Annotated in this window: 21 protein-coding genes; 12 read left to right on the top strand and 9 right to left on the bottom strand. The window is 41.3% G+C overall.

Annotated features, from left to right (window positions below):
* Nucleotides 1-99: 99 nt before the first annotated feature.
* From LEP1GSC185_RS16230 to LEP1GSC185_RS16265, 8 genes are all read right to left on the bottom strand, one after another.
* Nucleotides 100-468: a nuclear transport factor 2-like protein gene (locus tag LEP1GSC185_RS16230; protein WP_008592069.1), complete on the bottom strand. Its 369-nt coding sequence runs from the start codon at nucleotides 466-468 to the stop codon at nucleotides 100-102.
* Nucleotides 469-578: 110 nt separating this feature from the next.
* Nucleotides 579-1,697 (bottom strand): cyclopropane fatty acyl phospholipid synthase, encoded by a 1,119-nt coding sequence (cfa, locus tag LEP1GSC185_RS16235; RefSeq protein WP_008592481.1) that lies wholly within the window; start codon nucleotides 1,695-1,697, stop codon nucleotides 579-581.
* Nucleotides 1,698-1,830: 133 nt separating this feature from the next.
* Nucleotides 1,831-2,946, bottom strand: coding sequence for a glycosyltransferase family protein (locus LEP1GSC185_RS16240; RefSeq protein WP_008592763.1), 1,116 nt, complete (start codon nucleotides 2,944-2,946; stop codon nucleotides 1,831-1,833).
* Entirely contained in the window at nucleotides 2,946-3,746 is an 801-nt protein-coding gene (locus LEP1GSC185_RS16245; RefSeq protein WP_008592665.1) for a TrmH family RNA methyltransferase, read from the bottom strand. Before LEP1GSC185_RS16245 ends, LEP1GSC185_RS16240 begins: the two co-directional genes overlap by 1 nt.
* Nucleotides 3,743-4,621, bottom strand: a complete 879-nt coding sequence (locus tag LEP1GSC185_RS16250) for a class I SAM-dependent methyltransferase (protein ID WP_008592268.1) — start codon at nucleotides 4,619-4,621, stop codon at nucleotides 3,743-3,745. Before LEP1GSC185_RS16250 ends, LEP1GSC185_RS16245 begins: the two co-directional genes overlap by 4 nt.
* 3 nt (nucleotides 4,622-4,624) lie before the next feature.
* Nucleotides 4,625-5,872, bottom strand: coding sequence for a class I SAM-dependent rRNA methyltransferase (locus LEP1GSC185_RS16255; RefSeq protein WP_232298454.1), 1,248 nt, complete (start codon nucleotides 5,870-5,872; stop codon nucleotides 4,625-4,627).
* 66 nt (nucleotides 5,873-5,938) lie between these two features.
* The gene (locus LEP1GSC185_RS16260; RefSeq protein ID WP_008592133.1) at nucleotides 5,939-7,225 is read right to left on the bottom strand and encodes a citrate synthase; all 1,287 of its coding nucleotides are present in this window, start codon (nucleotides 7,223-7,225) and stop codon (nucleotides 5,939-5,941) included.
* Between the two features lie 154 nt (nucleotides 7,226-7,379).
* Complete coding sequence (locus LEP1GSC185_RS16265) at nucleotides 7,380-9,635, bottom strand: lytic transglycosylase domain-containing protein (RefSeq protein WP_008592723.1); 2,256 nt, start codon at nucleotides 9,633-9,635, stop codon at nucleotides 7,380-7,382.
* A gap of 58 nt (nucleotides 9,636-9,693) precedes the next feature.
* Between LEP1GSC185_RS16265 and LEP1GSC185_RS16270 the strand changes: the two genes are divergently transcribed.
* From LEP1GSC185_RS16270 to LEP1GSC185_RS16295, 6 genes are all read left to right on the top strand, one after another.
* Nucleotides 9,694-10,974 carry a hypothetical protein gene (locus LEP1GSC185_RS16270; RefSeq protein WP_008592670.1) on the top strand — a complete coding sequence of 427 codons (1,281 nt, stop codon included), beginning with the start codon at nucleotides 9,694-9,696 and terminating at the stop codon, nucleotides 10,972-10,974.
* Nucleotides 10,975-11,037: 63 nt separating this feature from the next.
* Nucleotides 11,038-11,808, top strand: coding sequence for a hypothetical protein (locus LEP1GSC185_RS16275; RefSeq protein WP_008592929.1), 771 nt, complete (start codon nucleotides 11,038-11,040; stop codon nucleotides 11,806-11,808).
* 54 nt (nucleotides 11,809-11,862) lie between these two features.
* Entirely contained in the window at nucleotides 11,863-12,327 is a 465-nt protein-coding gene (locus LEP1GSC185_RS16280; RefSeq protein ID WP_008592794.1) for a GNAT family N-acetyltransferase, read from the top strand.
* 176 nt (nucleotides 12,328-12,503) lie between these two features.
* Complete coding sequence (locus tag LEP1GSC185_RS16285; RefSeq protein WP_008592184.1) at nucleotides 12,504-12,947, top strand: bactofilin family protein; 444 nt, start codon at nucleotides 12,504-12,506, stop codon at nucleotides 12,945-12,947.
* Nucleotides 12,948-13,024: 77 nt separating this feature from the next.
* The gene (locus LEP1GSC185_RS16290; protein WP_008592058.1) at nucleotides 13,025-13,939 is read left to right on the top strand and encodes a PdxA family dehydrogenase; all 915 of its coding nucleotides are present in this window, start codon (nucleotides 13,025-13,027) and stop codon (nucleotides 13,937-13,939) included.
* A complete protein-coding gene (locus tag LEP1GSC185_RS16295; RefSeq protein WP_008592192.1) occupies nucleotides 13,939-14,403 on the top strand; it encodes a hypothetical protein in 465 nt (154 codons plus the stop codon). The genes LEP1GSC185_RS16290 and LEP1GSC185_RS16295 overlap by 1 nt, the downstream gene beginning before the upstream one ends.
* Before the next feature lie 36 nt (nucleotides 14,404-14,439).
* On the opposite strand, the gene ccrA is transcribed toward LEP1GSC185_RS16295, so the two are convergent.
* Entirely contained in the window at nucleotides 14,440-15,687 is a 1,248-nt protein-coding gene (gene ccrA / locus LEP1GSC185_RS16300; RefSeq protein ID WP_010515322.1) for a crotonyl-CoA carboxylase/reductase, read from the bottom strand.
* A 209-nt stretch (nucleotides 15,688-15,896) separates the two neighbouring features.
* Between ccrA and LEP1GSC185_RS16305 the strand changes: the two genes are divergently transcribed.
* The 6 genes from LEP1GSC185_RS16305 (at nucleotide 15,897) to LEP1GSC185_RS16330 (ending at nucleotide 20,273) form a co-directional block, all read left to right on the top strand.
* Nucleotides 15,897-16,211, top strand: a complete 315-nt coding sequence (locus LEP1GSC185_RS16305) for a MarR family transcriptional regulator (RefSeq protein ID WP_008592345.1) — start codon at nucleotides 15,897-15,899, stop codon at nucleotides 16,209-16,211.
* A 298-nt stretch (nucleotides 16,212-16,509) separates the two neighbouring features.
* Nucleotides 16,510-17,100 (top strand): carbonic anhydrase, encoded by a 591-nt coding sequence (locus LEP1GSC185_RS16310; protein WP_232298455.1) that lies wholly within the window; start codon nucleotides 16,510-16,512, stop codon nucleotides 17,098-17,100.
* Nucleotides 17,091-18,071, top strand: coding sequence for a sodium-dependent bicarbonate transport family permease (locus LEP1GSC185_RS16315; protein WP_010515328.1), 981 nt, complete (start codon nucleotides 17,091-17,093; stop codon nucleotides 18,069-18,071). Before LEP1GSC185_RS16310 ends, LEP1GSC185_RS16315 begins: the two co-directional genes overlap by 10 nt.
* A 146-nt stretch (nucleotides 18,072-18,217) precedes the next feature.
* Nucleotides 18,218-18,547 carry an ArsR/SmtB family transcription factor gene (locus tag LEP1GSC185_RS16320; protein ID WP_008592403.1) on the top strand — a complete coding sequence of 110 codons (330 nt, stop codon included), beginning with the start codon at nucleotides 18,218-18,220 and terminating at the stop codon, nucleotides 18,545-18,547.
* A gap of 41 nt (nucleotides 18,548-18,588) precedes the next feature.
* Nucleotides 18,589-19,653 (top strand): ACR3 family arsenite efflux transporter, encoded by a 1,065-nt coding sequence (arsB, locus tag LEP1GSC185_RS16325; protein ID WP_008597210.1) that lies wholly within the window; start codon nucleotides 18,589-18,591, stop codon nucleotides 19,651-19,653.
* The gene (locus LEP1GSC185_RS16330; RefSeq protein ID WP_008592618.1) at nucleotides 19,650-20,273 is read left to right on the top strand and encodes a low molecular weight phosphatase family protein; all 624 of its coding nucleotides are present in this window, start codon (nucleotides 19,650-19,652) and stop codon (nucleotides 20,271-20,273) included. Before arsB ends, LEP1GSC185_RS16330 begins: the two co-directional genes overlap by 4 nt.
* Nucleotides 20,274-20,293: the final 20 nt, after the last annotated feature.

The following is a 20,293-nucleotide window of genomic DNA, read 5'->3' on the forward strand; positions in this document are numbered from 1 at the left end:
TTCGGGATAGTGCACAGGTTTGAGTTGAGGATATTTTCCAAGATATTCCGCTTTAGAAAATAACCTAAAAATTGAAGTTTAGAACAATCGAATTTATCTTCATTTAGGTACTCGCTGTGCCGGATCATAAAAGAATTGTTCTTCTTTGATCTTTTCGCCTTCCCAAAGCTGGTATGCAAGTTCCTCCATATCCGTCGTCGTACCGTCTTTCCAATCGAAATGAAATACCCACCTGATCACGACGTAATCTCCGTTTACGAATACGGGCCGAATACACTTCGAAGTTAAGGATTTTGCTTTTCGAAGTACTAATTTTTCATTCGTAACAAGCACGTCTCTGCCTACTCGACGCGGCGATTGGTTTTCTTGCATCGAAGCATCGATCGTATAAAAAGCCTCGATTGCTTCGTCATGTTTATTCGATTCCACATGAGCTATAAATTTTTCTAATGTTTCTAATGTTGGCATGGATGTACCTTTCTCTATAACAATTGAAACGGACTTCCTTGGCGAGTATTAGTATATAATTCGAAAAATTCTAGTTTGGTTCCCAAACGGCTTGTTACGTCTAAAATTTACTATCTCACTGCTTGATATACATTCTCCCTGGATCCTTTCGAAAACACAAACTGCCAGAGTTGGATCTTCCTGGAACGAAAGGCTCCCGCACAGCTTAAAAGATAGAATTCCCACATACGTCTGAATCTTTCTCCGTATTTGTTTTGGATCTGATCCCATCCTTTTTCGAAATTATTATACCAAGCCATGAGTGTTTTATCATAGTCCGGACCGAAATTATGGACATCTTCCAATACAAAAAGATTTTCGCTCGCCTTTGTGATCTGTGCCGCTGAGGGAAGATGTGAGTTCGGAAAGATATACTTTTCGATCCATCTATCAGTCATCTTGCTAGAATCATTGGAGCCGATCGTATGAAGTAAAAATAATCCCTTGTCCTTTAGGGATTTATAAACTGTTTCCATGTAGGTCCGATAGTTTTTATAACCGACATGCTCCATTTGACCCACCGAAAGAACAGAATCGAAATTGTCCCTTATATCTCGATAGTCCATCAATTCGTATTTTACGTTTAGGTTTTTAGATCTTTCTTCAGCGAGCATTAGTTGCTCTTTAGAAACGCTTATGCCGAAAACTTCCGCTCCATAGTCTTTGGCAGCATGTCTAGCAAGACCTCCCCAACCGCATCCGATATCCAGGACTTTCATTCCAGGTTGGAGGTCCAACTTTTTGCAGATCAGATCCATTTTGTTTTCTTGGGCCTCATCCAAGGTATTGGCATTCTTCCAGTATGCGCAGGAATAGACCATTTCCTTGTCTAACATTAGTTCGAAAAGGTCGTTGCCAAGATCGTAATGTCTTTCTCCGACCACAAAAGCTCTTCTTTTGGATTGGCGATTCAATATTACGGATTCTAAATATAGAAATAGATTTCCCCAGGTTCTTGCTGCTTTTTCTATTCCTTTATCCAATAATCTCCTGACAGTTTCGTCGAACCTTTCGCATTCGAACCAACCGTTCATATACGCTTCCCCTAGACCTAAAGAACCGTTGCTTAGAATTTTTTCGAATAATCTATCATCCTTTACTTGGATGTCCCAATCCGCATTTCCTCCGAAGCTGACTCCTGCCTTTGCAAATAATTCTTCAACCTTGCCGCGAACTTTATCCTTCCACATGACGCCCTCCCTAAGCGATCGCAGTCGCCGATTAAAATACTCGATTTTTGAAAGCGAGAAAAGTAAAAAAAGGAAAAGGGGAAGTTAGACTGTATTCTATTTTACCAAACGTTTGTTAGTCGAATGATGTAACTTATTTGATAATTTCTATGATCGAATCTTGTATATCTTGGACAGCATCTTTCTGGAAGGTTGGATCGGAATGCACGTTAGAGGATATTGCGGATTTGGATGCCTCTTCCCAACGGAAGGAAAATAGGTCATCATGAGAGATATATGAGGATTTATAGAGGGATTGTAATGCTTCTACTAAATATTTATATTCCGGAAAATCGCCTCTGTCGGTATAAAGTATAGGAGTTCCTGCAAAATAAGACTCGCTTAAAATTCCATAACCGGGTTTGGTCAGCACGAAATCACTCGCTCGGAGTAGGTCCGGATAATGGCAATGCGGAATGGTGACTATTCCCAAATTATTTTTGGCCTCTACTCTCCATTCTATCCCGCCGATCACGATCCTTCTTTTGGATGGGTCCCATTTTTTCCAATCAAAATGAGAAGAGTTGATGCCATAAGCTCCGAACGAGAATAGATAATACTCTGTACCTTCTTCAAAGCCGTAATATTTTCTGGCCTCTTCTTTATTTAGATTGGGTTTACGTCCTAATAATCCGATCTTTCTGGTTTTGGGAATGGAAGCGACAGGGCAAGAAAGCGGAAGAATAAGGCCTATATCGCACAATGCATATTCTTTCTTTAATTCTTCGGCGTATCTTTGGAATATTTCAGATTTATAATATGAGTATATATAATCCCAGGTAAAATTTCCTAAAAATAAAGAAGGAATTTTCAGCTGGGAGGAGATCAGAAAAGGAAGAGAAGAAGAATCCGACCAAATAACGTCCGGATTTTCTTTTTTGAGATATTCCGTTTCTATCTGAAGAAGAGAGTCTTTATTCTTCTTAAATTCAATAATTTCAGATGCAGTAGAATCCAGGTCCATTCCAAGAGAATCCTTTTGTACGATTCCTACATCCGATCTTGTTTTTCTGAATCGGATCCTGGCTCTGACCTGTCCCCAAATTCCGGAAACATCCAAGGAAGAAGCAAATTCTTCTCCTCTCGGAGAATGGACGGTCGCAGTCCATTCAGGATTTTTAATTAGAATCCTGAGAATTGCCTCTAAGCTACGACTGATATGACCGAAACCGTGACCGCTTATGTATGCGGAAATATGGATCTTTTTCATTAACGATTCTGTCGAAGCACTTCGTACATTAGAATTCCGGCTGACATTGCCAGATTTAAACTATCCGCCACTCCTTTCATAGGAAGGGAAATATACTGATCGCTTTGGGATCTGGCGTATTCACTTAGACCGTACTGTTCGCTCCCAAAAACAAGTGCGACTTTTCCTTTCAGTTTTGCGTCCCAATAGAGAGACTTTGCTTCCGGGGTCACAGCGAATGTTTTGTATCCTGCTTTTTGAAGAATTGGATAAAGTTCTTTAATATCCGATTGGAATACATCCAGGGTGAATAATGTTCCTGTGGAAGATCGTATGACGTTTGGATTGAATAGATCCAGCCTTGGATCGGCAACGAACACTTTATGGAATCCAGCACCCTCTGCGGTCCTTAGAATGGTGCCTAGGTTACCCGGCTTCTCCACTCCTTCGATCACAAGAACGGGGTCATCCGAAAGTTTTGTTTTAGAAGATAAGGAGAAGTCAGGCAATTCAGCGGTGGCAATCAGGCCATCCGGTCTATCTCTGTAGGAGATCTTTTCAAAAATCTGTTTTGGAACAGCGATTGTTTTTGCGTCTATCGAAGATACTAGATCTTCTTCATTTTCACCTAGATAACATGCAGGGCAGGTGAGTAGATATTCGAATTTGACTTTGCCTGAGACATGCGCCCTTTGGATCTCCCTGAACCCTTCGATAAAGAATGTGCCGGATTTTTCTCTGTTCTTTTTCTCTTTAAGACCTGCGATATATTTCAGCTTTTCATTTGAAAAACTGCTGATCTCCAAAACGTTCTTTTTCAAAGTTTTACTCGATTGGAATAAAATACGCAGTTGGAGCCCGCCGGATGTAATCTTCCCGTTGTTTCGGAGATAGAAAGTTCTTCCGTTAGATAATTTCCGGGAGTTTTGATCCTACCTTCCAAAATCCTCCGAAGTGCAAGAGGGCTGAATCCGGTGGAATGACACGTTAAAAACACGAACTCAGGTTTATTATTACAGAGTTGCATGAGAAGGTCCATCATCTCAGGTAGATCTTTTTCTATTTTGAAAACTTCTCCGCTGGCGCCACGGCCGAAAGTGGGCGGATCTAAGATAAAACCGATATACTTTTTCTCGCGTCTGATTTCTCTATTCAAGAATTTTAATACGTCTTCGACTATCCAGCGCACTTTTTTTCCTGCTAAGCCGGAAACTTGTGCGTTCTCTCTGGCCCATTCTACCATTCCTTTGGAAGAGTCCAAATGACAAGCGTCCAATCCACCCGCTAACACGGATAAGGTGGAAAGTCCGGAATATGCGAATAGATTTAAAACTTCGCCTTGGCCTGCCAGTTGGGAGGATACGTTTCGGATCCGGTCCCAGTTGCTCAATTGCTCAGGAAAGATCCCAAGATGTCCAAAAGGAGTAAAACGTATCTTAACGGTCAGAGGAGGGATTTGGATAAGGAACTCGTCTTCCGAATCCGGTCTGGAAGCGCCGGAACCTTTCCAGCTCCAGTTCCCTCCGCCCTTATCGCTTCTGTGATATTCTCCATCAGCGTCCTTCCAAAGAGAGGGTTGAGTAGGAGGCCAAGCCGCAACCGGAGAAGGGCGGATCACTTTGTATGGGCCGACTTGTTCTAATTTTTTGAAATTTCCGGAATCGATGAGTTGGTAAGTATTTTTATTTGCGCTCATATATTATTGATCCAAGGGTTCACATTTTTTATAGATATGCACCTTGAAGTATTTCCCCTCCGGAAATTCCTTACGTGTAGGATGATCCGGTTCCGGTCTTAATTTGAAAAGATCCTTGTACTTCCATCCTTTGTTCGCTAAGGTTTCTCGGCCAATCTTTTCGAATTCGGACTCCAGGATTCTTCCGGAACAAGAAAGTAAGATCAGATCTCCTCCAGGTTCTAAGAAAGAAATCGCCTTAGAAATTAGACTACGATATGCTTTTTTACCGGCGGGAACGGATGCTTGGTTTGGAGTCAGATTGGGAGGATCCAAAACAATCAGCGAAAATTTTTTACCTTCTAAAAATCCCCAGTCCTGAAATAGATCGGCTCTGACCAAATGATGTTTTCCTTTTGTAAGGATCGTATTCTTCTTCTCGAAATTTAAGAACTCTTCCTCCGGCAAAATATGAGATACAAATTCTTCGAGCGCTTCTTTAGCACCGTCAGCGGAGAAGACTGATTTTGCGCCTGCTACTTCTAAACATACCGAAGTAAGTCCGGTGTGTGAGAATAGATGGAGGCAATCTCTATCTCGAGCTATTTCCGGTTTTTCTAATATATATTGACGTAAATTTCGAACGTCTAAAAAGAATCCTCCTTTTTGTCCGGGGATCTTGGTTTTCCATTGGACCTGATCTAGAAAGATTTTTTCCTCATACGGAACTTCTTCTTTACCTCTTAGGAAACGGATGGGCAAAGATTTTTCGGAGCCTATTCTTTGGGGAGAGATCCAGACGATCCGTTTGGGGATTGGTTCTTCCGTTTTGTACGCGACAGAATATAGAAGCCGGACCACCAATCTGGAAAACGTTCTTAACGATCTGGAATAGGTTTGGACCACCCAAGTGGATCCATATCGATCTACCGTAACTCCGGGGATTAGGTCATTCTCCCCATGTATAAGTCTGTAAGCATTTGTTTTTGCTCGGAGAGGTTTTCTAAGTTCTAATGATCTTTCTATCGTTTGTAGCAGTTTAGGAATAGAGAAATCATTTCCTCTTTGTATGATACGTATTCCTATCGGACCTGAAGAAGAATAGATCCCGAATCCCAATGTTTCGTTCGATCCGGAGACAAGTTTCATCCAGTCCCCGTCTTGGAATGCGGAGATCGCAGTGGATAATTTTCCGTTTAAGATCCAAGGATGTCCCGAATTTAAAACCGATTCGGTCGTTTTGCTGAGTTGGTATCTTCGAAAACGATTCATTCCAGAGTACATAAAAAAAGACAGAGCGTAACCCTGTCCTTTTAAAAATATCGGCCTTGAAAAATCTTACTTTTTCTTAGCTTCGTCGTAAGAAGTGTTTGTAGCTCCCGTGTAGATCTGACGAGGTCTACCGATCTTCATATCGGGAGATTCGATCATTTCCTTCCATTGAGCGATCCAACCTGGAAGACGTCCCATTGCGAACATTACTGTGAACATATTCACAGGAATTCCAAGAGCTCGGTAGATGATACCGCTATAGAAGTCCACGTTCGGATACAATTTTCTTTCTACGAAGTAGGAGTCTTTAAGTGCCGCTTCTTCGAGTTCTTTAGCGATATCTAATAGAGGATCTTTTACACCCAATCTGGAAAGAACTGCGTCGCAGGCTTTTTTGATGATCTTAGCGCGTGGATCGAAGTTTTTGTAAACTCTATGTCCGAATCCGGAAAGACGGAATGCATCGTTCTTATCTTTCGCTTTTTCTACGATCTTTTTCACAGGAAGACCGGAAGCCTTGATCTCTAAAAGCATTTCCAATACTTCTTGGTTTGCTCCTCCGTGACGAGGTCCCCAAAGAGCACAGATACCTGCGGAAATCGCTCCATACAAGTTTGCAAGAGAAGAACCGACTAAACGAACCGTAGAAGTGGAACAGTTTTGTTCGTGATCCGCGTGAAGTATCAACAGAAGGTTCAGTGCTTTTACGATCTCAGGATCGATATAATATTCCTCGCTTGGAACGGAGAACATCATATTCAAGAAGTTGCTGCAATAATCCAAGTGGTTCATCGGGTGAACTGTAGGTTGTCCCAATGATTTTTTATACGCGAATGAAGCTATCGTTGGGAACTTTGCTAAAAGACGGACCATAGAGATATGTCTATGATCCGGATTTTCCGGATCGTATGAGTCTTGGTAATATGTAGAAAGCGAACCGATCATTGTCGACATGATCGCCATTGGGTGGCCGTCTTTAGGGAATCCGTTATAAAGACGTTTTAAGTCTTCGTGGATCAAAGTGTGCATGGTAAGCTCTTTGTCCCAGTCTTGCAATTCCTTGTCGGAAGGAAGATGTCCGTAGATCAAAAGGTACGCTACTTCGGTGAAGCTTGCTTTTTCGGCCAATTGTTCGATTGGAATCCCGCGGTATCTTAAAATTCCCAACTCACCATCCAGGAATGTTACCGCACTAGTGCAGGCACCGGTGTTTAAATAACCGTTATCTAATGTAATGTATCCTGTTTGTTGTCTGAGTTTGGAGATGTCTATGGCCTTTTCGTTTTCTGTTCCCGTAATGATGGGTAGTTCATATTCTTTACCGTCGATTTTTAAGATTGCGGTGTTTGCCATTTTTTACTCCTGTTAGATGAATGATATCGGACGAACCGGCATAAGGTAGACCTTGGGACAGAGAGGTGAAATTGAAAACTCATCCCGGTCCTTAGAACTATTCCATGGATCTGAAATTCTAGACAATCCAAAAAAAAGAATCCGTTTTGTCCGATCAGCGGTTTTTGTACTGCCTTAAACTTTGATAATTATAATAGTTCGACGTTACGATCCTGCAATAATCACGGGGTTCTTTTAAAGGAAGTTCTTCCAAAAAGTGATTAAAATCTCCGTGATAATGATTTCGTTTCCATTTTCTGAGATTTCCCGGTCCTCCGTTATAGGCGATTGAGGCCCATTTCAAATCGTTTTCATTAGAGGAGAGAAGGTATTTCAGGAATTTTGCACCCATTTGGATAGAAATTTCCGGATCAAAAAGAGAATAAGGACCAAGTCCTAAACCTTGGGCTAACCCTTTTCCGGTAGGTCCCATAATCTGCATGAGACCTCTCGCATTAGAAGAAGATACTGCATTCTCCTTAAAAAAAGACTCCTGCCTCATGACCGCATAGACAATATCTTCTTCGATCCCGAAAGATTGGGAATAATGGGAAACTATATCCCTATGCGGTCTGGGGTAGATCCGAGAAGCGAGTTTGGAGGGAAGAAGTATCACATCATCAGGGATCCTTCTTCTTTTCATTAGATTTCTTGTATGAAAGACGGTTAGGTATTGGTTGCCGGTAACTTCTCCCAATGCGGCTAAAATTTCGTCTTTTTCCTCTTCGGAAGTTCCTGTCTGTAAAACGAATTTGTCTACCAGAGAACCGGCGTGTGCCATCTCTCCGATCTCCAAATATTCTTTAGCATTTTGTAATAGAGTATTCCCTCTTACCTTACTATGGGCGGAGTCTATCCGAATGTCTAACGAGAATGAATCCGGGAAGTAAGCGAATTCCAGATCTCTTCCAATGATCTTATCCGAATATTTTGGATCACCCGAAGTCAAAGAAAGATATTCGAATAATGTATCCTTATTTCTTAAAGGGGAATCCGGCTTTTGTATGGAGGAGATCTCGGTAGCGAATTCTTCTCGGATCACTCTTGTATAATAAGAACCGGGAATGAATTTATAATATGATCTTAACCAAGAGAGAAGTTCATCCTGTTTTCCTTTGGATTTTAAACTTCTCAAATACCAATACACCAATCTACCTTTAACGGGAAGATTCGGTATCCGTTTTAAAGCATCTTTCCAATAGGATTCGTCCAGGAAGTGAGAATGGTCACCGATCAAAAGATCTATCAGCTCGTCTTGTCTGATCAGATTATAAGGATTTTTTTCGAGAGAAGAAAGAAGACCGTTGAAATATTTATCTCTTTCTCCCAAACGTTTATACGCCCGTGCATAGGCATACTCTACGGATTCGGAAGAAGATAAATTCGATTTTTCTAATAGATCTAATCCGGATTTTGCAAGGTTCTGGTTGGAAAGTTCCACGGACATTGCAGCAGTAAATTCCGGAAAATATTCTGCAAAACTTTTATGTCTGGAGAACAGCGAAGAAAGCCTTTCCGGATAATATTGGACTAAACCTCTTGCAGCCGACTTCCAACTTTCCGGTCTTTCGAAAGTTATCGAGCCGAAATATTGTTGGGAAGAAATAAAAGATTTCTTATCGCTCGCATCCAAGAAAGGAAGGAAGAGCACTCCTTTTTCCAAAGGGATCTGCTTATAAAAGGATTCCCCTTTCCAGGTTTTTAGATCCGTATAAATATCTTTTTTAACGTAAGAAGGAACGTTCGCATCTTCTGCGAGAGCATATAAAAGATTTTCTCCCTTCTGGACCTCTCCGAATTTGTACAATGCCTTGGCGTATCTATAATAAGCCATAGCGCCAAAGTATTCTTTTTTATCTTTTTCGGAAAAACTTTCGGCGTATTCTTTCGCCTCTTTGAATTCTCCGTTTTCATAATGGATGCGGAGAATCTCCCCGATCACATTTTTATAAACTGGATCGTATTCCGGAGGGAGTTTTTTGAGATAGGAGATTAGTTCGGATGAAGATAAACTTTTCCTTTTTACCATTTCCTCGTACAATTTCCAAAAACTCATTTTGGTAACTGCATTCATCGGCGGGAGAGGATTTTTGATCAGACCAAGAAGTTCATCTTTGGTTACTCCTACCACAAGCCTTCCTTTTAGGAGGGACACCAGATATCTGAATTTATTTCCATGGTCTCCGTCCGGATGGTGTTCGTGAAAACGGACAAGTGCATATACTTCGGATTCTTTAGAAGGGGATCTTTCCCTAAAAATCCTGCGTATTTTTTCCAAACTATAGGATTTGACCAAGTATTTTAGGTCGTCGTCCGCAAAAAGACTGCCGACAACTAGAAACGGGAGTAACCCCAGAATCGTTTTTTTCATGCGATTCTTCTCACTTAATCTGCCTTTAAAAGGGTTCAACTCCAAAAAAGGAGTCTTTATGCATATATCGGTATCAAATACAGAATGGCCTGAAATAACTTTAAGGCATCCGGACTTCGAAAGTAAAAAACAGGACCGAAAACCGGATACAGAAGTTATTCGTCTCAAAACGAAAATTTTAGATCATTATAGCGGAAGTATTCTCACACATTTGAGACCTTCTCATTGTTTCAGAGCGGACTTATTCGGAAGATTCGTATTTCATTCTCCTCGCCTAGATTGGATTAGAGAAGATGGAATTACCGAAAGAGAAGAAAAACTTCTACGCTTATTCTTCCAAGAGTTGTTGGACGAGCTGAAAGGAAATCTAGTTTGGGATCCCGAATTATTCTTCTTATGTTCTGCGTTCTTGCTATGTGAGGATAGAATTCGGGATTATCAAGAATTGGTATATTCTTTCGGAGAAGATCTGAAAGAAGCGAAAGAGGGCAGAAGGCTATTATACTTTATAGACGCGATCTCCGGATCCGAAAGTTTTCTGGAAGAAGGTCTGGAAAGAAAGGAGAAGATCGCATATCGTCATAAACAGCAAGGACTGAACCAAGAAGAGCAAAACGAATTGTTCGATCTGGTGATTTCTTCCCAAGAGCCTGACCTTGTGGGACTTGCATATTTCTATTTTAAGGATAAGAAAGAAGGGATTCGAAATATAAAAGTTTTGGACGCCAACATCTCTAGAAGGATCGAAGAATTTTCCAGAACGGAGGCAGACTTCTTCTTGGATCAATATTCGCTAAGACATCCGATCCTGGATAGATTCTTCTTAGTCAAAAAATGCAAACCTAGGGATTTCGTATTCGAATGGATATCCGAAGAGAAAAAGAAAAACGGAAGAGAAGAACTGAAAGAAACTCTTAGAGATTCTATCCAAGAAGGAAGCGACGATTCTTTATTCGAACGTTATAAGATCTTAAAAGAACAAGGGATGTCCTACACTCTAAGACCGTTCGAACTATTGGTTCTCTGGAATTCTACCTTAGCAGGCGAATTGGATTCGGAAATGATCTCGGTTCGATCTCAAACTCCGGGGTCCTACTTAACTCAAAGAGCGATCGCTGTCCAAGAATTTAAAGACAAAAAGTTCGAAGCTTTCAGAGAAAGGTTATTGTTTACGGGAAGATTTCAATATTCTCCTGAAATGGTTTATCTAAAAGCGATCTCATTGTTAGAGACCGGACCTGCGGAAGAAGGAGTCCAACTTATGGAATCCCTGGTCCATAAGTTTCCACAGTCGGACTTTTTAAGATTGGTTCTGGAGCGATATAAGAGTAAGAGTTAAGGGTTGTAGAATTTCCTTGCCTTAGAACCGTATTACTACTAAAATCTGACTTAAAAGACTCCTATGGCAATCACCCAAGAACAGATCCTAGAACTGCAGAGACACCAGAAGATGATCCAGCAATTGGAAAAGATCCAAAGGTTGTCCAAGAACGACGAACAGAAATACAGAGTTTCCAGGGATCTGGAAAAATATAGAAATCGGATGAGGGAAATCTCTCCGGAGGGAATTCCGGATAACCTGGAAACTGCTGCTGAGCAGATCCGTATGTTCCGTGAGAATCCGGAAGCCGCAGGCCGCATCCTTGCAAAATATCCGATCATGAAAATTTCTCCGAACTCAAATGATACTGAGGTGAATCAGATCGGAACTTGGATCAATGTGTTGGATCGGGAATATCTTCCTATATTAAACGAAACTCATATTCGTTTCGACTTCTCGCATGGAAATGAGAAGGACGGAGTGGTCAAACATATGGAGAATATCCGTCGGAACATTAAGGTTTTGACGGAGACGATCGAAGAATATCAGGCCGCCGAAAAACAAGACTTTCGAGAACAATTGAGCCGGATGAAGAACAAACAAACCCGTATTTTTATCGCGGAAGCTTTCGAAATGTTCCAGAAGTTTAATGAATTCCTTTCCAAGGTTTTGGGAGAGTTCAAAGCGGGTGGGGGAGTGATCATGAACATAGAAGATCGGATTACTTTTAACTCTAGATTCGAGAAGGCGACCGAGCTGGAAGGTAAGTCCATTCCGGAGGCCTTGGATGAATTTAGGGAGTTCACCGCGGAAGTTTTGGATCGGATCAATGTTCCTAATATCAAACATTGAGGTTGGGATCAGTTTCGTGTCACAAGCCTGGAGCTAAATCCAATATCGCTAAAAATGAACTTTAAGATCAGAAAACTTTCTCCCAATGAAACTCCGCCTATGCATCTGTTACTTCTTGCAGATCCGGATGAGAAGGTTATTCTTTCCTATTTAGATCGGTCTTCCGTGTATTTGATGGAATCGGAGGAAGGAGAATGGATCGGAGTTTATCTACTTCTTCCCACCAGACCTCATACTATAGAGATCGTGAATATTGCAATTTCCGAGAAATACCAGGGCCGAGGATTCGGAAAAAAAATGTTGGCTCACGCTACGGAAACCGCTCAGTCGGAAGGATTTCATACTTTAGAAATCGGAACGGGAAATTCGAGTTTAGCGCAACTCGGCCTGTATCAAAAATGTGGTTTCTCTATTTCCGGGATTGATTTCGGTTTTTTTCTTAGGAATTATTCGGAGCCTATTTGGGAAAACGGGATCCAGTGCAAGGATATGGTCCGACTGAGTAAGCATTTTTCTTAGGATTTTGCCCGGAAAGTCCCGGTTTTTTTGATTGGAGTTCCTACAAACTGCTACAATCCGGCACCTGAGTAAAAACCGCATCGAAACTAAAAAATTCCTTTTCCTATGCCTAGGGGGCCGTTTAGCTTGTGTTTACACCGGATCTATTTGATCCGAGTCTATAGGATTCAGAATTCATGGCACTTGTTAAGAACTCCTCCGAAGTTACAAACTCCACAATCGGCGAAAATTCCTACTTTAACGGAAAATTCTTCATCAATGGATCCTTAAAGATTGATGGAAAGTTCGAAGGAAAATCTCTCCAAGCAGAACAATTGTATATCGGGGCTTCCGGAAAAGTTCGTACAAATATCACTGCAGCTAGCGTCATTATAGAAGGTATCGTAATCGGAAATATCACAGCTCGTAACAGAGTAATGCTCCTTCCTACCTCAAGAATTTTGGGAGATATCCGCACTCCGGAATTGATCATCCAAAACGGAGTGGTTCTCGAAGGACGTTGTATCATTTCCAGTGATCTAAAACATTCCAACAAAGATCATATCGAATTGGAATACGCTAAGGATTCCTTAACCTTAGAAAGACTTTTCGGTAAACAAACAGCAGCTAAGGAAGCTTAAATCTCCGGTAATAGGTCTTGATTCCCATCCTTATCACAGAGGGAGACCCTTGTGGGATCGGGCCGGAAATTCTCCAAATGTCTTGGGAGAAGCTAAATACTTTCTCCCAGCAAAGTCAGATCCTACTCATTAGTTCATCTTCTTCTCTTTCGTATCCTGGATGGCAGGAAATCAAAGATCCGTTTTCACTCGGTTCTCCTGGACTTTATCTTTGGAGAACTTCTGCACTTTCCACTTCCGAACAAAAATTTTTGGCGCCTGGCAAACCAAGTGCCGCGTCAGGCAAAGCTGCGTTTGCAAGCCTAGAAGAAGCTGTCCGCATCCAAAAAAAAATCGGCGGCAACTTGATTACACTTCCATTAAGTAAAGAATGGGTGATCAAAGCCGGAATGAAAAAGTTCACAGGCCATACTGAGTATCTCGCAGAAGTATATAAGAAAAAAACGTATATGCTGATGGCCGGAAAAGAACTGAATGTTCTTCCTTTAACCACTCATGTCCCTCTAAAGAAGGTCCCGTCTTATTTAAAAAAAATCCATCTATCCAGTTTCATTTCTGCCATTCGCTCGGCTCCTATTTCTAAGGGAAAGATCGCATTCTTAGGTCTGAATCCTCACGCAGGAGAAGGTGGGAAGGTCGGGGACGAAGAAAAGAAGATCCTGATGCCGATCATCTCTAAGATGAGAAAGGCTGGTCTAGATGTTACGGATCCGATTTCAGCAGACGGTGCGTTTAGCGAAACATCCAGGTCTAAGTACTCTTTATTTTTAGCCTGTTATCATGACCAAGGGCTCATCCCTTTCAAGATGTGGGAGGGAAAATTCGGAGTGAATGTAACTTTGGGGCTGGATTTTATCCGGGTTTCTCCGGATCATGGGACTGCTTTTGATATCGCAGGCCTCGGAAAAGCGGATCCGGAGAGTTTTCTGCAATGTTTAGAGTGGGTGTCTGGCCAAGTTTCTGCCGAAAATGATCTTAGGAGATCTAATTGATGTTTCTCGCCCAGTCAGGTTCCTTATTACAGCAGATCGTATTTCCCATCTTTTTGATTTGGTTCGTGGGTTTGACTTTGGTGCTGATCCGAAACGATATCGAGATCATCTGGAAGATCGCTACATTTTTCGTTTTTGTATTCTACTTCTTTCAATTTTTTCCCGAACTGAAAGAAGCTTACGAAAGATTGTCCAAATCTTATCCTTCCGAGATCTTAAGCTGGCTTTACGGGATACCAAGAGCGATTTACTTTTTTCTGTTATTCCTTTGGCCGATCGCAGTGGTTCGTATGTATTACACAGCCTCTCCACTTTTGGCGAATATGACCGCAAGAACTTTGGTGGCAGCTACCTTGGCTTACTGGATCTTCTTTTTTGTGTATCACCAGTTTACAGGGCAGATCGATACTTTTCTCCAAAGTAAGTTTATTGAATGGATTACGATCGTTCCGACAGGGAAATGAGTAATTCGGATTGACCCTGGGCAATTTTCCGAGGTCTCATCTTTTCCCCATTCCTTCTTTCGGGGACCCCACCAAGATGGACATATTTCCTGCGGGATGTTTATTCTCTTTCATCAATTGGTGGGAATAACCTGTTTGGTCGAATCGGAAGGTCTTAGACAGACAAGGATCGATTTTTTTTTGTATTACAAGTTCATTTACCGATCTGCAATCTTCGTCGTTTGCAAAGTGGGATCCTTGTAGTCTTTTTTGTCGCATCCAATGGTAACGTAGATCCAAGGTCGCATTGTACCCGGTAGTTCCCGCGCAAATTACAACCATTCCTCCCGTATCACAAACAAACATCGACGTGGGAAGAGTTGCTTCCCCAGGATGTTCAAATACGATTTTAGGATTATTGCCATGACCTGAGATTTTCCATATTGCTTTTCCAAAGGCTTTCGCTCGGTTGCTCCATTCCAGGAATTTATTTTGATCATTTATTTCCGAAGTGATAGGTCCCCAATGGTCGAAATCATTTCTATTGATGACTCCTGCCGCTCCTAATTTTCTGCAAAACTCGATCTTATCTTCGGAGCTTACGACTGCAATCGGAACACCTTCTGCTGCATTCACAATTTGGATTGCCATAGCACCTAGTCCTCCGGCTCCTCCCCATATTAGAACTACGTCATCCTTTTGAACGTTATTCGGTTTCCAATTATGGAGCATTCGGAATGCTGTTCCTGCTACTAACATATAAGCGGCAGATTCTTCCCAACTAAGATGTTGTGGACGGGGGAGACATTGGTGTTCTTGTACTTTACAAAATTGTGCGAATGAGCCCCAATTCGTTTCGTAACCCCAGATGATTTGGGAGGGAGCAAACATAGGATCCTTTCCTGACAGGACCCATGGGTCATCCTTTTTCCATTGACCGCAGTGAACTACCACTTCGTCGCCGATTTTTACGTTCTTCACTTCCGAACCGATTTTATACACAATACCAGAAGCATCTGAACCGCCTATTCCGAACTTTTCCGGTTCCCCTTTCCTGTTTCTGGCAGAAATGACGTCTACAGGATTTCCGAGTGCGGCCCAAACGTTGTTGTAATTTACACCTGCCGCCATCACTGCAATTAAAACTTCATCCGGTTTAATTTCAGGCACCGGTATTTCTTCTAGCTGGAAAGCCCGGATCGGATCCCCGTATCTTTCCGGACGAATCACTTGGGCATACATTTTTTTCGGGACAATACCTAGCGGAGGTAAGGTTCCTATCGGAACGATTTCTATCTGCTTCATCATTCTCTCGATCCCTAGATTTCCGGGCAAAGCTTTTTTATGTGCAAATATATACAAGAAAAAAAATTCATGTAAATATATACTCTTAAATAGAAAAAGTAAAAAAATCGTTCTAAACGTTGATCTTTTCGTTGAAATGGATCCTTTGTGGATCTAAACTGGGCCTGTTTACGAGGCAGATTTCTCGATTTTTAGAATTAAAGAGCAGAATGGTGAAAAAGATTATAGAAAAAAAAGATCCTTCCGAACCGGCAAAACACCAATGGACTTTTTTAAGCCACCATGCTCACGTACTTTTGTGTATCAATGCGGATCCAACAGTTCGGATCCGAGATTTGGCGACAAAAGTCGGGATCACCGAGAGAGCCGTTGTAGGTATAATCGAAGATTTGGAAGAAGCGGACATTATAGTTCGCAATAAAGAGGGCAGGAGGAATCATTATAAAATTAATAAAAAAGCTTCTTTAAGGCACAAGTTAAAGTCCCATAAAACCGTCAGCGATTTGCTCAGAATTTTGACGTAAATTCCAGAACGATTTACTAAAGATATTGTTCACTCTTTCTGATTTAGACCCAATTATTCCTCATTTCATCAGTTCCTAATGCTTAGACTTTCGATTAGTAAGTTTATAAGCATAAAATTCATGTATAATAATACATGAAAAAAATTGCTTGTAAATAAATACCTGAAATATTTTTAAGAGCTGTATTGGGAGGATTTTTATGCCTTTGTCAAATTTTACCAAATTTATGATCGTGACGGCATTTGTTAATTTTAGCATAAGCGCCGAGGTTGATCCGCAAGAATCACTGAAGAAATTAATGGAGGGAAATTATCGCTTCATAACCGGTAAGTCAATACGACCGAATCAAAGCAAGGATAGAGTTAAAGAACTTACCAAGGGTCAAAAACCGTTCGCTGTGATTGTAGGCTGTTCTGATTCTCGAGTTCCGCACGAAATAATATTCGATCAAGGTATCGGAGATCTGTTTATCGTTCGAACAGCCGGACAAGTTTCTACATACGCTTCTTGGGGAAGTATTGAATTCGCTGTAGAGGTGTTAGGTAGTCGGCTGATATTAATCTTAGGCCACACTAAATGTGGTGCTGTAGCGGCAGCCTGTAATTTACCGGAAGTTCCAGGCCATATAGTTACGTTGATTAACGCGATTAAGCCTGCGGCGGATGTTGCAAAAAGTTTGCCGGGAGATTTGGTAGATAATGCCGTTAAGGTAAATGTTGCAAAACAAGTAAAACAGTTAAAAGAACTCGAACCAGTTATGACTAGGAAACTCAGAAAGAAGGAAATCGACATCGTGGGAGCCGTTTACGATATCGAAACGGGTAAGGTAGAGATTTTACCGGATAATTTTCTAGATACTATAAACGTTACGGATAAGGTATGGAAATGATAAGTTCTTTAACTGCAAGCTTATTGACTCCTATGGTATTGGCATTCCTATTCGGAATAGTTATAACTCTGACGAGAAGCGATCTTAAATTTCCAGATGGATTGTATGCAGGGTTAACAATTTACCTTCTTCTTGCAATAGGGATAAAGGGAGGAGTAAAACTTTCTTCGACCCATTTGTCGGAATTTTACAAACCGGCATTGGCCGCGGTTTTGATGTGCTGCGTAATCCCGCTAATAGCGTATTTTATTCTTTCCAAGATAGGAAAATTCGACGTCGCTAATGCCGCTGCAATTGCAGCCCATTATGGTTCCGTTTCCGCAGTTACTTTTAGCGAAAGTACCGCTTTTTTGGAAGTATTAAACATTGATTACGAAGGCTTTATGCCTTCGTTGCTTGCGATAATGGAGATCCCGGCGATACTAGTCGCAATATTTATCGCAAAACGAAAGAGTGAACAAACTAAATCGACACCTTCTTTAGCGGTACTACACGAGCTATTTACCGGAAAGGGTACTATACTACTGATAGGAGGTTTATTGATCGGTTTATTTTCCGGAAAAAAAGGCTTCGAACAAGTCTCGCCTTTTTTTGAAGCTCCTTTCAGAGGAGTCCTCGCTCTCTTCTTACTAGAAGTAGGCATTCTGACCGGTAAGAGATTTTCAGACCTTTCCAAAGTGGGTATATTTCTAATACTCTTCGCAATTCTGATGCCGGTAGTTCATGCTTGTGCAGGAATCTATCTCGGTAAAATTGCCGGTCTTTCTTTAGGAGGCTCGACAATTTTCGGAGTTCTTTGCGCAAGTGCATCCTATATTGCAGCGCCGGCTGCAGTACGTGTTGCCATACCCGAAGCCAATGCTACTTATTATTTTGTTTCCTCGCTTGCGATTACGTTTCCATTTAATATTATAATAGGACTTCCGTTATATCTAACGATTTCGAAGGTGTTGTTTAGTTCGCAGTTCTGAATTTATTAGAATTTTATGATCCAGTGTATCTTTAGGGAAGAAATAGCGAAATAGAAGGAATTCAAAATATGCGTAGTTTTTAGAGCGAACGTAAAATCTTTGAAATTTGAATTGAAATTATCTTAGTATAATTCCACATCCAGTCTATGGGGATCACCAAGACGGAGTTATTTAATAAGCGGCAAAACAAGATCGCTTCTTATGCAAAAGCCTTAGGGCATCCGGCTCGTATTGCGATCTTGGAATCCATCCTTAAAAGGAAAGCTTGTATTTGCGGAGACTTGGTAGAAGAACTTGGACTTGCCCAAGCCACAATCTCCCAGCATCTAAAAGCGTTAAAGGATGTGGGCATTTTACAAGGATCCATTGATGGGCCGTCTGTATGTTATTGTATTAATAAAAAAACCTGGGAGGAGATCGGAGTTTATTTTACGCCATTACTTTCCCTGACTCCCGAAAACGGAAATTCCTGCTAAAATTACTTGACATTAATCGTAATATTGCGATTAAACGATTAATGTCTTCCGCTATTATTTCTGAAAAACGACTATCGTTTGTGGATAAATTCCTGACGATTTGGATTTTTATCGCCATGGGGACGGGAATATTCCTCTCTAGATGGTTTCCGGGTTTTGTAGATTGGATTAGAAGTTCAGAGTTCGGGGGGACAAATATCCCGATCGCGATTGGACTTATTTTTATGATGATCCCCCCTTTGGCTAAGGTGAATTTTGAAAGAATTCCAAAGGCATTCGGTCGAGTGGACCTGATTCTATATTCTTTATTTCTAAATTGGGTGATCGGGCCTCTATTGATGTTCGGACTGGCATTTCTTTTTTTTCCGGAAGATCCGGAATATAGGATAGGGCTGATATTGATCGGCATTGCGCGTTGTATTGCGATGGTCTTAGTCTGGAACGATCTAGCGGACGGCGATAGGGAAGTGGCCGCAGGTCTTGTGGCTTTGAATAGCATCTTTCAGCTTCTTTTTTATGGGATCTTAGCTTATTTTTTTGTAAGCGTATTGCCTGGTTCATTCGGATTTAAGAATTCTTCCATTCATATACATTATTGGGACATTGCTTATAGCGTTTTGATCTATTTAGGAATTCCGTTCTTACTTAGTTGGGGAATTAGAACATTAAGCTTTCATTTTAAAGGAGAAGACTGGACAACTAAGAAATTATTGCCGTCCATTTCGCCTATTACTCTGATCTTTCTGCTTTTGACGATCGTATTTATTTTCAGTCTGAAAGGGGACTCGCTCATGAAAATCCCTTTGGACATTCTAAAAATATCCGCTCCTTTACTTGTTTATTTTATTTTAATGTTCTTTCTTAGTTTTGGACTAGGTCTTCTGATTAAAGTTGATTATCCTCGTAACGTAGCGGTTTCTTTTACGGCTGCGGGCAATAATTTTGAGCTAGCCATTGCTGTTGCGATCGGGACATTTGGGATCGCATCTGGACAAGCATTCGTTGGGATCGTAGGGCCTCTTGTAGAAATTCCTGTGCTCGTTCTTTTAGTAGAAATCGTGAAAGTATTCAGACAGAGATACTATTCGAAAGGTGAAGCGGCGTGAGTAAACTTTTCGATCCGATCCAGGTTTTTTTGAGTAAAAGAGAAAGTGAGTCTTCTTTCATATCGGAGGAAAGAAGAAAAACGTTGCTTCAGTTTGCGAGTGAGATTCGAGAATTAAAATTAGATCAGAATTATTTTGAGATCGTATTCGTATGTACTCATAATTCCCGCCGTAGTCAAATTGCGCAAATATTCGCCCTTGCCTGTGCGGAATATTTAGGACTTTCTGGGATCGGATCGTATTCCGGAGGTACGGAAGTGACTTCCTTTCATACAAACTCGGTCCAAGCGCTTGCAAATATCGGCTTCAAGATAGAGAAGGAAGAAGAGACAGAAAATAATCCTAAATACCTCGTTTCTTACAAAGAGGGCGGTATTCCCGTCCCGGCATATTCGAAACTTTACTCGGATTTCGCGAATCCTAAAAAGAAATTTATAGCAGTCTTGGTCTGTTCTTCTGCGGACGAGGCTTGCCCTTATGTTCCTGGAGCGAAAGAAAGGATCAGTCTCCCATATTCCGACCCAAAAGAATTCGATTCCAGTTCTGAAGCTCTTGGAAAATATATAGAAACATGTGAAACGATTGCAAGAGAACTCCTTTTTGTTATGGATCATGTCTAATATTTAATCGCGGATCGTTG

The sequence above is a fragment of the Leptospira licerasiae serovar Varillal str. VAR 010 genome, from assembly GCF_000244755.1.
Taxonomy (GTDB): Bacteria; Spirochaetota; Leptospiria; order Leptospirales; family Leptospiraceae; genus Leptospira_B; species Leptospira_B licerasiae.